The 12,638-nt window shown below is 62.0% G+C and carries 8 protein-coding genes and 1 pseudogene; 7 read left to right on the top strand and 2 right to left on the bottom strand.

From position 1 onward, the window contains the following. Positions 1-86: 86 nt before the first annotated feature. The gene (locus DM807_RS11150) at positions 87-788 is read right to left on the bottom strand and encodes a FadR/GntR family transcriptional regulator (RefSeq protein ID WP_069942906.1); all 702 of its coding nucleotides are present in this window, start codon (positions 786-788) and stop codon (positions 87-89) included. A gap of 260 nt (positions 789-1,048) precedes the next feature. Between DM807_RS11150 and DM807_RS11145 the strand changes: the two genes are divergently transcribed. The 4 genes and pseudogenes from DM807_RS11145 to DM807_RS11130 form a co-directional block, all read left to right on the top strand. Further along, positions 1,049-2,401 (top strand): MFS transporter, encoded by a 1,353-nt coding sequence (locus tag DM807_RS11145; protein WP_060494254.1) that lies wholly within the window; start codon positions 1,049-1,051, stop codon positions 2,399-2,401. Between the two features lie 19 nt (positions 2,402-2,420). Further along, positions 2,421-3,776 carry a glucarate dehydratase gene (gudD, locus tag DM807_RS11140; protein WP_071984711.1) on the top strand — a complete coding sequence of 452 codons (1,356 nt, stop codon included), beginning with the start codon at positions 2,421-2,423 and terminating at the stop codon, positions 3,774-3,776. Positions 3,777-4,163: 387 nt separating this feature from the next. Beyond that, positions 4,164-5,555: an amino acid permease gene (locus tag DM807_RS11135; protein WP_012274292.1), complete on the top strand. Its 1,392-nt coding sequence runs from the start codon at positions 4,164-4,166 to the stop codon at positions 5,553-5,555. Between the two features lie 111 nt (positions 5,556-5,666). After that, a pseudogene (locus DM807_RS11130) lies at positions 5,667-6,278 on the top strand (PDDEXK nuclease domain-containing protein); the annotation flags it as partial. A 7-nt stretch (positions 6,279-6,285) separates the two neighbouring features. On the opposite strand, the gene DM807_RS11125 reads toward DM807_RS11130, so the two are convergent. Continuing rightward, a complete protein-coding gene (locus tag DM807_RS11125; RefSeq protein ID WP_060494252.1) occupies positions 6,286-7,155 on the bottom strand; it encodes a LysR family transcriptional regulator in 870 nt (289 codons plus the stop codon). Between the two features lie 126 nt (positions 7,156-7,281). On the opposite strand from DM807_RS11125, the gene DM807_RS11120 reads away from it, so the two are divergent. The 3 genes from DM807_RS11120 to DM807_RS11110 all read left to right on the top strand — a co-directional run bounded on the left by DM807_RS11120 (position 7,282) and on the right by DM807_RS11110 (position 12,536). After that, the gene (locus DM807_RS11120; protein WP_179027384.1) at positions 7,282-8,826 is read left to right on the top strand and encodes an MFS transporter; all 1,545 of its coding nucleotides are present in this window, start codon (positions 7,282-7,284) and stop codon (positions 8,824-8,826) included. A 119-nt stretch (positions 8,827-8,945) separates the two neighbouring features. Then, entirely contained in the window at positions 8,946-11,339 is a 2,394-nt protein-coding gene (locus DM807_RS11115) for a TonB-dependent siderophore receptor (protein WP_069942903.1), read from the top strand. 261 nt (positions 11,340-11,600) lie between these two features. After that, complete coding sequence (locus tag DM807_RS11110; RefSeq protein WP_179026968.1) at positions 11,601-12,536, top strand: IS110 family transposase; 936 nt, start codon at positions 11,601-11,603, stop codon at positions 12,534-12,536. The last annotated feature ends 102 nt before the right edge of the window (positions 12,537-12,638 follow it).

Below are 12,638 nucleotides of genomic sequence, written 5' to 3'. Positions count from 1 at the left end.
ATAGCTGATGACCGGGGGCCGCTTCGCGGCCCTTTCGCGACACAAGGCCGCTCCTACACAGGGGGGATGCGCCAGTCGGATGATTATCAATCTGGCAGCAACCGATCGCGGCTGTTGGACAGGTGCAGGCACACCGCCGCCCGCGCCGCATCCGGGTCTTGTCGGCGGATGGCATTGAGGATCGCCTCGTGCTCCAGGTTGGCCAGGTAGGCTTGCCGCGCCAGCTTGGCCCCGGAGCGTTCGGCCAGGGCCATGCGGTTACGCGGGATCAGGCCGTTGCCTAGCTGCAGCAGCATCTCGGTGAAATACAGGTTGCCAGTGGCCTCGGCAATCAGCAGGTGAAAGCGCCGGTCGGCTTCGATGCAACTGTCGCCAGCTGCGGCCAGGTCCTGGTAGTCATCCAGCGCCTGGCGCATGCGTGCCAGCTGCCCCTCGTCACGGCGCAGCGCGGCCAATGCGGCGGCCTGACCCTCCAGGCCAATACGCAGTTCCAGCAGATCACGCACATTCGCCGCGCTTTCCGCCGCCACGCGCAGGCCGGCCTGGGCCTGGCGCTCCATCACGAACGTACCGATACCGTGGCGCGGCTCCACCAGCCCCGAAGCTTGCAACTTGGACAAGGCTTCGCGCACCACCGTGCGGCTGACTCCGTGCTCGCGCACCAGGGTGTTTTCCGAGGGCAACTTGTCGCCCGGTTTGAAGGTGCCCAGCAAAATGTGCTGGGTCAGGCTGGAAACCAGGTCATGAGCGCGGCTGTGGCCGCGTTTACGGGCGTGTTCGGGTTCCATGTGCCATCCGCTGATTGTTGTACTTGTATGACAAGTTAATCGATAGAAATATTTTTTGCTGGTTTTTCACGTGATCAAGTCAACGCGTAGGTTAAGTGTTTTTGCATAATCGAAGCAGATTGCCATTGTGATTGCTTGTATTTTGAGGATTTACCGACGTTAGTGAGCTTGTCGTACAACTGCGCGGCGCATATGCTCACCCCCACTGCCATGTCAGACAACCTCGACCCGCACAAAAACAATTAGTGGGAGATCCGCAAGTGAACGACACCCTCGCTCCGTCTGGCCGACATGACGGCGACGCGTTGGCCAGCGCCGTGGCCAAGGTCAAGCGCCACGTACTGCCGCTGTTCGTCATCATGTTCATCGTCAACTACCTCGACCGCGTCAACATCGGCTTTGTCCGCCCGCACCTGGAAAGTGACCTGGGCATCAGCGCTGCGGCCTTCGGCTTTGGCGCCGGCTTGTTCTTCATCGGCTACGCACTGTTCGAAGTGCCCTCCAACATGCTGCTGCAAAAGGTCGGTGCCCGCCTGTGGCTGACCCGCATCATGTTCACCTGGGGGCTGGTGGCCACGGCCATGGCCTTTGTGCAGAACGAAACCCAGTTCTATGTGCTGCGCTTTCTACTGGGTGTGGCCGAAGCGGGGTTCTTCCCAGGGGTGATCTACTACTTCACCCGTTGGTTGCCGGCTGCCGAGCGCGGCAAGGCCATTGCCATCTTCCTCAGCGGTTCGGCACTGGCTTCGTTGATTTCCGGGCCGCTGGCCGGGGCGCTGATGCAGCTTCAGGGCTTGGGCCTGCATGGCTGGCAGTGGATGCTGTTCATCGAAGGCATGGCCTCGGTGGTGCTGTGCTTCTTCGTGTTCTTCTGGCTCGACTCCAAGCCGCAAGATGCCAAGTGGCTGAGCAAGGCCGAACAGGACGCACTGGTCGCCACCATCGACCGCGAGCAGCAAGCACGCGAGGCCGTTGGCGCTGTCAAACCGTCGGCCTGGAGCCTGCTCAAGGACCGCCAGATCGTGCTGTTCTGCCTGATCTACTTCTGCATCCAGTTGACCATCTATGCCGCCACGTTCTGGCTGCCGAGCATCATCAAGCGCATGGGCGATCTGAGTGACATGCAGGTCGGGTTCTTCAACTCGATCCCGTGGCTGATCTCGATCCTGGCCATGTACGCCTTCGCCGCCGGTTCCACACGCTGGAAATTCCAGCAGGCCTGGGTGGCGGGTGCCCTGCTGGTCGCCGCCATCGGCATGTTCATGTCCACTACCGGTGGGCCGGTGTTCGCCTTCGTCGCGGTGTGCTTCGCCGCGATTGGCTTCAAGTCGGCGTCGTCGCTGTTCTGGCCAATCCCCCAGGGCTACCTGGATGCCCGTATCGCGGCAGCGGTCATTGCCCTGATCAACTCGGTCGGCAACCTCGGTGGCTTCGTCGCCCCCACCACCTTTGGCCTGCTGGAGCAGCAAACCGGGTCGATCCAGGGTGGGCTGTACGGCCTGGCGGTAACCTCGGTGCTTGCAGCCATCGCCATCTTCTTCGTACGCATGCGCCCCAAAGGCGCCCCTTCCGATGACCTCAAGGCCCCTTCGGCCCTGGGCCAGACCCACTGATGACTGCGAGACAACAACCATGAACATGCAGACCAACCCAGCCGTTCACACCAGCACCCCGGTGGTCACCGACCTGCGCGTGATCCCCGTCGCCGGCCATGACAGCATGCTGCTCAACCTCAGTGGCGCCCATGGCCCGTACTTCACCCGCAACGTGGTGGTGCTGCGCGACAGCGCCGGCAACACCGGCCTTGGCGAAGTGCCCGGCGGCGAGAAGATTCGCCAAACCCTGGAGGACGCCCGCAGCCTGGTGGTCGGCCAGCCAATCGGCCATTACCAGCGTGTGCTCAATGCCATGCGCCAGACCTTCGCCAACCGCGACTCGGCCGGCCGTGGCCTGCAAACCTTCGACCTGCGCATCACCGTGCACGCGGTGACCGCCATCGAGTCGGCGCTGCTCGACCTGCTCGGCCAGCATCTGAACGTGCCGATGGCGGCACTGCTGGGCGAGGGGCAGCAACGCGATGCAGTGAAGATGCTCGGTTACCTGTTCTATATCGGCGACCGTCAGCAGACCGACCTGGCTTACCGCAACGAAACCGATAGCGATGAAGACTGGTTCCGCCTGCGTCACGAAAAGGCGCTGACCACGGAGGCGGTGGTACGTCTGGCCGAGGCCGCCAAGGCGCGTTATGGCTTCAGCGACTTCAAGCTCAAGGGCGGGGTATTGCGCGGCGAAGAAGAGATGGAAGCGGTAACGGCCTTGGCCGAGCGCTTCCCCGAAGCGCGCATCACTCTTGACCCGAACGGCGCCTGGTCATTGCAAGAGGCCATTGCCCTGTGTCGCGACAAGCACGGCGTGCTGGCCTACGCCGAAGACCCGTGCGGTGCCGAGAACGGTTACTCGGGCCGTGAAGTGATGGCCGAGTTCCGCCGCGCCACTGGTCTGCCCACCGCCACCAACATGATCGCCACCGACTGGCGACAGATGGGCCATGCCATCCAGTTGCAGTCGGTGGACATCCCGCTGGCCGACCCGCACTTCTGGACTTTGCAGGGTTCGGTGCGGGTGGCGCAGATGTGCAACGACTGGGGGCTGACCTGGGGTTCCCACTCCAACAACCACTTCGACATTTCGCTGGCGATGTTCACTCAGGTGGCGGCTGCGGCGCCGGGTGAGATCACCGCCATCGACACCCATTGGATCTGGCAGGACGGCCAACGCCTGACCCGCGAGCCGCTGCGTATTGTCGACGGGCATGTGCGGGTGCCGGCGCGGCCAGGGCTGGGGGTGGAGTTGGATGAAGACCAACTGGCCAAGGCGCATGAGTGCTACCGCAACATGGGCCTTGGCGCGCGGGATGACAGCGTGGCGATGCAGTACCTGATACCGGGGTGGTGCTTCGATAACAAGCGGCCTTGCCTGGTGCGTTAAGGCGGGTTCAAGACTTTGCAAGGAAGGCCTCGGGAAACCGGGGCTTTTTTGTATCTGACCGATAGGGCCAGTGCAGGCAACACACATCCAAATGAAAAACAAAAGCGCCAAACGGCCCGGTGACGCGATCGGGCATGCCATTCGCGACATCTGGCGTTAATGGAAACGCCCTGTCGTGATCGAACAGTTCCGGGGCGTTCTCGTGTAATTACCCACAGCCATGCGGGGCTTAAATGAAGCCCGTCCTGCACTGACAGCTGCTCTGTGATGCGTGCCAAAGATCAACAACAGAACGCGAGTAAGCTGTCGACTTATTGAATTCAAAGGAGATATTTTCGCCTACGCCTGCCCGTCCATCCTTGTGTCAGCAAAAAGAGAACAACATCAATGAACACCGTGGGATCTGATGGCAACCTTGCACAAGGTTTCAAGCCACGTCATGTAACGATGCTGTCCATCGCCGGCATCATCGGCGCCGGACTTTTCGTAGGCTCCGGCCATGCCATCGCGGCAGCCGGGCCAGCAACCATAATTTCCTATTTCGTGGCCGGGACCCTGGTGGTACTGGTCATGCGCATGCTCGGCGAAATGGCCGTGGCACACCCTGACACCGGATCGTTTTCCACCTATGCCGACCAGGCCATCGGCCGCTGGGCCGGGTACACCATCGGCTGGTTGTACTGGTGGTTCTGGGTGCTGGTCATCCCTATCGAAGCGCTGGCCGCCGGGCATGTGCTGAACGCCTGGTTCCCGCAGGTGGACAGCTGGATCTTCGCCTTGGCTTCGGTGCTGCTGCTGGCTGGTACCAACCTGTTCAGTGTGGCCAAGTACGGCGAGTTCGAGTTCTGGTTCGCCATCCTCAAGGTCACCGCCATTCTGGGTTTCATCGGCCTGGGTTTCGCCGCGCTGATGGGTTGGCTGCCCAACCGTGAGGTCAGCGGGCTGAGCGGGTTGATGGCCGAGTACGGCGGCTTTGCGCCGAAGGGCTGGTCGGCCGTGGTCGGTGCGTTCATTACCGTGATGTTCAGCTTCATCGGCACCGAGGCGGTGACCATCGCGGCCTCCGAGTCCAGCGACCCATCGCGCAACATCGCCAAGGCCACCCGCTCGGTGATCTGGCGTATCAGCACCTTCTACATCCTGTCGATCTTCGTGATCATCTCGGTGGTGCCGTGGAACGACCCGCAGCTGGCGGTGGTGGGTTCGTACCAGCGTGCGCTGGAAATCATGAACATCCCCAACGCGGCGTTCATGGTCGACCTGGTGGTGCTGGTGGCCGTGACCAGTTGCATGAACTCGTCGATCTACATCGCTTCGCGGATGATGTACTCGCTGGCCAAGCGCGGTGACGCCCCGGCCTTCCTCAACAAGACCTCCAAGGTCGGTGTACCGCGTGCCGCGGTGTTCGGCAGCACGCTGATCGGTGCGGCCATCGCTGTGCTCAACTACTTCGCGCCGAAGGGTGTGTTCGAGTTCCTGCTGGCAAGCTCCGGCGCCATTGCCTTGCTGGTGTACATGGTCATCGCCATCTCGCAGCTGCGCATGCGCCGCCGCCTGGAGCGGGAAAACACCGAGCTGAAGTTTCGCATGTGGCTGTTCCCGTACCTGACCTGGGCGGTGATCATCTTCATTGCCGGGGCGCTGGCGGTGATGATGTACACGCCTGAGCACCGGGCGGAAGTGAGTTCCACGTTGGGCCTGGCGATCGTGATTTCCTTCCTGGGGATCGTGACCTCGCGGGGCCATGCGCAACCGGTGGGGGCGCGGTCGATGGGGTGATTGAGTTCACCGGGTGGTAGGGCAAAGGGCACTCGTGGATGGGTGCCCGTTGTTTTTTTGAAACACTTGTTTGGCAGCACGAGCGGTCGGCGTGGGGCTTGCCAGGCGTAGACGCGGCGTGAGCTTGAGCGTCAACTTAAAGCCGCTCTGTATGAGCGCTGCGTTGCTAACCCGGCAAAAGTTTCGGCAGCGCTGAGGCAGAACTATCCTGCGGCCATGGACGTTTTTCGGGATGCCTACATGGTCGAATTTCTTGGTCTGCCTGGTGTGCATGCCGAATCAGACCTGCATTGCGCATTGATGGACCGGCTCAAACAGTTCCTGATCGAGCTGGGCCGGGATTTCTGCTTCGTCGGCTCACAATACCCGCTTCAGGTCGGCGGCCGTGACTTCGCACTCGACTTGCTGTTCTTCCACCGTGGCCTCAACTGCCTGGTAGCGATCGAACTGAAAGTCGGTCGCTTCGAGCCAGAGTACCTGGGCAAGCTGGATTTCTATCTTGAAGCACTGGACCGCAATGAGCGTAAGCCTCATGAAAACCCGGCCATCGGTGTGTTGCTGTGCGCCAGCAGAGACGACGAGGTGGTTGAGTACGCACTCAATCGCAGTTTGTCCCCCGCGCTGATTGCCGAGTATCAAACGCGCTTGCCAGACAAGGCACTGCTGCAAGCCAAGCTGCATGAGTTCTATGCCTTGGGTACTGCAGACGATCCGAGCGCTTGAGCAGCCATCAAGTGCCGCCCATCACGCTTTGCACATACCGCATCACTGCCGGCGCTTTTTCGAAGCGTCGATGGATCAGGCTCAGCCACGAGCTGGCCTGGCAGTCGACTATTTGCCGGAAGTTCACCTGCGGCAGGCTAATGCGCTGCACGACCGATTCCGGGACCACGGCAATGCCTTGGCCAAGGGACACCAGGGTAATCACCGCCACCAGGCTGCCAGGTTGCGGGCCGAGCCGTGGCACGAAACCACCTTGCGCGGCCACCTCCAGCGTGCCGGAGATCTGCTCGGGCAGGATGAAGGTTTCATTGGCCAGGCGCGCGGCCGGGATCTGTGGTACTTCATTGATGCGCGAGCTGGCGGGCAGGGCGAGCACAAAGCCTTCCTGGCGCAAGGCAATGGCTTCGAGTGCTTCCGGCAGCTCCATGGGCGAGCGCACATAGGCCAGGTCAAGCAGGCCATCGCGAACCATGCCGGGCAGATCGGCCATGGGCAGTTCGCGGATATTCAGGCGCACGCCGGGGCAGGTTTCGCTGTAGTGGCTGACTTGCTGCTGAAGCATGCCCGAGTAGGCGGCCGAGGCCACGTAGCCCAGCTCGATGCGCCCGCTTTCGCCACGGGCGGCGCGCTGCGCGCCCAGTTGTGCGGCGTCGAACTGGCGCACGGCCTGTTCAGCCTCGATCAACAGCGCCTGGCCGGCGGCGGTAAGGTTGACCTCGCGCTGGTTACGCTCGAACAGGCGCACGCCCAGCTCGCGCTCCATGTCCTGGATCTGCCGGCTGAGGGTGGGCGGGGCGATGCCCAGTTGCTCGGCGGCCCGGGTGAAATGGCCGTGGCGGGCGACGCAGAGGAAGTAGCGGAAATGGCGGATTTCCATGGGTGTTACCTACAGGGTAATGACGCAGGCCGCCGGGGCTAACAAGGCTTGGTGTTGGCGGCGTTATGGTGGAGTCAACACTACAAGGCTGGCGCTGATACGACCAGCCTGCTTCTGGAGCCTGCCATGCCTGCCCCTTCAGCACGCTTTACCTTGCTTACCGCTTCCCTGGTCTGCGCCCTGATCATCCTCGACACCAACATTGTTGCGGTCAGCCTGCCCAGTATCGCGCGAGACCTGTCCGGCTCGTTCGCCGACATCGAATGGGTAGTCAGCGCCTACCTGCTGGCCTTCGCCGCTTGCCTGTTGCCCGCCGGTAGCCTGGCCGACCGCTTCGGCCGGCGGCGCATGCTGCTGCTCGGCCTGGTGCTGTTCGGCGTGGCTTCGCTGGCCTGCGGTGCGGCGCCCAGCCTGCTGTTTCTCGACCTGGCCAGAGCCGCCAAGGGGGTAGGCGCTGCGTTGCTGCTTACCTCGGCCCTGGCGGCGATTGGCAACCGGTTCCATCAGCCACAAGAACGCATGCGTGCCTGGGCCTTCTGGGGCGCCTGCATGGGCGCCACCATCACCTTCGCGCCGCTGCTGGGCGGGGTGATTGCCAGTACCTTGGGCTGGCGCTGGATCTTCTACATCAACCTGCCGCTGGTGGCACTGCTGGCGGTAATGGTCATGCGCAGTATCGAAGAGTCTCGCGACAGTGCGGCGGCACGCCTGGACCCCTGGGGCAGCCTGACCTTCGCCGGCAGCCTGGGCTACCTGATCTGGGCGATGATCGATGCCAACCAGGTGGGCTGGGGCAGCCCGCAAACCCTTGGCCGGTTGGTGATCAGCGCCTTTCTGTTCAGCCTGTTCATCATGGTCGAGCGCAGCCAGCAGCGGCCGATGATCGACTTGCAACTGATGCGTAGCGGGCGTTTTGTAGGGGCTCTGCTGGGCATGTTTGCCTACGCCGCCTGCGCCCAGGTGATGATGACCCTGCTGCCGCTGTATTTGCAGAACGGCCTGCAACTGTCGGCCCTGGCCGCGGGGGCGGGTATGTTGCCGTTCGCCGTTGCCATGCTGCTGACGCCGCGCCTGGGCATGCGCCTGGCTGCCCACTGCAGCCCGGCGCAGGTGTTTGCGCTGGGCCTGGTGCTGGTGGGCACGGGCAACTTGCTGTGTGCCTGGGCCACGCGCCACGGCGGTTATGGGGCATTCGCCCTGGCCAGCGTGGTGTTGGGGGCGGGCGCCGGGCTGCTCAATGGCGATACGCAGAAAAACATCATGGCCTGCGTACCGCGTGAGCGTACCGGTATGGCCTCGGGCCTGAGCACCACCACGCGGTTTGGTGCGATCGTGCTGGCCATTGGTGTGCTCGGGGGTGTGCTCGCTGCCCGTAGCGGGCAGTTGCTGCAGGAGGCCATGGCCACTGTGGCACCCGCACAATCGAGCCAGGTTGCCGCGATGGCCACGCGGGTTGCAGCGGGCGACTTGCAGGCGGCGCTGGCCCTGCTTGAGCCAGGCTTGCGTGAGGCGGTGGCGCCATTGGCCCGCCAGGCATTCATGGGCGGTTTCGAGGCTGTGTTACAGGTCGCGGGCGTGGCGGCGTTGCTGTTTGCGCTGCTGGTCGGCGTGTTGCTGAGCCGGCCACTGCCTGCCATGCAGGAGGGGCTGATGGCCGAAGGGCGACCTTGAAACGGCCAGGGTCCGTGCAACGATCTAAAAATAAATGAGGTGTTTTATCATTCTCGTTCGGCTTGTAGAGAAGGCCGGAATACAGGCCAGCCCGCCGACCCCTCTACGGAGCGAGAAAAATGAGTTCGACCCCGGTTCCACAGCGCCACCCATTGAGTCGTGCTGTGCACGGTGCTTTCCTGGGCCTGGTTGTCAGTAGCTGTGCGCTGCCTGCCCTTGCGCAATCTGCAACTGCTGAACACAGCAACCAGGCGCAGCAATGGAACATTCCTGGCGGCCCACTGGCGCCGGCGCTTGACCGCTTTGCACGCCAGGCGGGCATTAGCCTGTCCTTCGACGCGCAGCGCATAGCCGACCGCAACACGGCAGGTGTGCAAGGTACGCTGGGCACGTCGGCGGCACTCTCGCAGTTGTTGCAGGGGACCGAGCTTCAGGCGCAGCAGCAAGGCCCCAGTGCTTACCTGGTGGTACCGCAGCCCAAGCCTGCCGGCCCGCTGGAGCTGGGGGCGACCGAGGACTACCGCCTGGCGCCCGTCATCATCAATGCCAAGGTCAAAGCCAGCGCCGACGAAGACAGCAACTCGGTGGTTGCCAAGGAGCTGTGGGTAGGCGGCAAGGTGGCGACCAGCATCCTCAACACGCCAGCCTCCGTGTCTGTGGTGACCAACAAGGAAATGCAGCAGCGCAGCGTCAGCACCACCGAAGAGGCGCTGCAGTACACCCCCGGCGTGGTCAGCGACTACTACGGTTCGGACGACCGCAACGATTACTTCCTGATCCGCGGCTTTCAGGCCACCACCTACCGTGACGGCCTGACCCTCAGCTCGATGCGCGGTGTGCGTGAAGACCCTTACGCCTACGAGCGCATAGAAATTCTGCGCGGTGCCAACTCCACGCTGTTCGGCCCGGCAGACCCAGGTGGCTCGGTCAACTTCGTGACCAAGCAACCGCGCTTCGAGAAGTTTGGCCAGGGCTACGTGACCTACGGCTCCTACAACCATGCCGAAACCGGTATCGATGTAGGCGATGCCTTGAACGACGAGCAAACCCTGGCCGGCCGCTTCACGGCCAAGATGCAGAACAGCGACCGCGAGTACGACCACTCCCAGGACGACAACCGGTTCGTGATGGGCGGCCTGACCTGGGCGCCCACCGACTTTACCTCGGCCACCATGGTGCTCGACTACCTGAAAACCGATAGCTCGCCGAACAGTGGCGGCTACCCGCTGGACAAGGAATACGACCGCAGCGATTTCTATGGCGAGCCCAGCTACAACTTCCACAATGTGGAGCGCACCAGCCTCAGCGGCAACATCACCCACGACTTCGACAATGGCTTCGTATTGCGCAGCAACCTGCGTTACAGCGAGCTGAGCGATGACTTTGGCTACGCGTACCTGAGCGACAGCACCTCGCGTGTCGGCACTACGATTCCACGCTACATCTTCGGCACCGACAGTGATGCCGATCAGCTCAATGGCAACCTGATGCTGCAGTACGATGCCCAATTCGAGCATATCGACAGCAGCACCCTGGTGGGCGTGGAGTACCTCGACTCGACGACCAAGCAGAGTTCGGTCTACGGCCTGGCGCCATCCATCGACATCGCCAACCCGGTATTCACCGGCGTGCCAGGCGGCATCACGCCCTATACCCGCAAGAAGAATGATGCCACCACCAAAGCGGTGTTCCTGCAGCAGAACCTGTCGTTCTTTGACCGCGTCATCGCCACCGCAGGCGTGCGTAATGACTCGATGGACCTGTCCAGCAAGGAGTACATCGGTGGCGAGCAGACGGAAAAGGACAACTTCTCCGAAACCTCTTATCGCGCGGCACTGACCTATATCGTCAACGATGAAGTCTCTACCTATGTGAGCATGGTGGAGTCCGTATCACCCCCGCAAGTTGGCGTTACGCCGCAAACGGGCAGGCAGTATGAAGTGGGCGTGAAGTATTCGCCCTTGGGCATGGACGCACTGTTCTCGGCTGCCGTTTACGACCTGACCCAGGAGAACGTGACCATTGCCGTGGTGCTGCCAAGCGGCATCATCGAGCAGCAGACAGTGGGCGAGTCACGCGTGCGCGGTCTGGATCTGGAAGCCAAGGCGCAAGTCACGCAAGACATCAGCGTGATCGGTGCTTACTCCTACATGGAGTCCGAGGTGCTGCGCGGGTCGTTGTGGAACGGCGACTCGCTCAAGGGCAATGAATTTGCCACTGCACCGAAGCACACCGCATCGCTGTGGAGCTATTACGACGTACCGGGCACGGATGTGAGCGTGGGTCTGGGCGCGCGGTACGTGGGTGCCTACTACATGGATGCTGCCAACACCAAGAAGAGCGACGGCACAACACTGTTCGACGCGGCGCTGAACTACAAGATCGCCAAGGGGACCGACCTGGCGCTGAATGTCAGCAACCTGTTCGACGAGCAACATGTGGTTGGGTCGGGGACGGCGAACTACTACAACCCCGGGCGCGAAGTGACGGCCAAGTTGAGTTACAGCTGGTGAGGTGGGGCGGGCTGGCACGGGCTTCGCCCGTGTTCGCGGGCAAGCCCGCTTGTGTCTTGAGGAGGGAATAGAATCTAAGGTGAGAGCGGTGAATGGCAAGTTGATAGCCCGAGGTGCCTCGAGCACGTGTGGGAGCACAAGCTGCCATTCACCGTTCCACTTTGGCGAGAGCCCGAACAGTTGGATGAGGGCCAAATCTCGAACCACAAGCGTGGGCCAAGCCAAAGCGCTCTCACTCCTTGAGTCTAAGAGGGTTTGGCCATGTTTTCCTCTGTCGGCATCGATGTTTCCAGCACCACACTTGCCGTGCACATCCGCCCCGAAGGTTTGAACTTCAATGTTTCCAATGACCTGAACGGATTCAGTCAGCTTGTCGAAAAACTCGGCGAGTATCAGGTTTCAGCAATCATCCTTGAAGCGACCGGCGGTTACGAATGCAACGTCCTGCGGGCTCTACATGACGCTGGTCTTCCGGCGTACCGGATAAACCCCAGCCGCGTCCGGGCCTTTGCCAAATCCATGGGTAAACAAGCCAAGACCGACCCCATCGACGCTGCGGTGCTGGCTCACTTCGCCGAAGTGCTGCCGCCTCAACGGTATACGGTAATGACGCCTGAACGGGCCTTGCTGCGCGAGTTGCTGATGCAGCGGGATCGCTTCGTCCAGCAACGTGACGATGACAAACGTCGGCTGAAGCAGGCCCAGTCAACCAGCGTCTGCTTCCGTCTGGAGCGCCACATTGTTTACCTGAAAGGTGAAATCAAAGCGCTCGAACTCGAGATCGCTGAACAGGCCGTGAAGCTCAATGACGACCGTGTCCCACGCCTCTTGGAGGTCAAAGGCATTGGCTTGGTCACGGCAACCAAGCTGGTGGCTCTGCTGCCGGAGTTGGGCCAGGTGGACCGTAAGGAAATCGCGGCACTGGTGGGTGTTGCACCGTTCAACCAAGACAGCGGCAAACACGCGGGCAAGCGCGAGATCTGGGGTGGCCGGTCACGTGTCAGGCGAGCGCTGTACATGGCCTGCTGGATCGTCATCCGATACAACCAAGACTTCGGAGCCCGCTATGCGGCTTTGCGGGCCGAGGGGAAATGCGCGAAGGTGGCGATAGTGGCGTGCATGCGGGTCTTGATCATACGGCTGAATGCGATGCTAAAGGCCGGAACACCTTGGCAGGAGCAGGTGGCCCATCCGTAAGAGTCAGCCATGCTGGCGATGCCCGGCAGAGCCGGGCCAAGGGCGCTACGCGCCCCATCGCCAGCAAGGCCAGCTTCCACAAGAAGACAGTTGCTCCCACAG

The organism is Pseudomonas hunanensis (assembly GCF_013393325.1).
GTDB lineage: Bacteria > Pseudomonadota > Gammaproteobacteria > Pseudomonadales > Pseudomonadaceae > Aquipseudomonas > Aquipseudomonas putida_P.
This window is presented reverse-complemented; position numbering and strand designations above follow the sequence as displayed.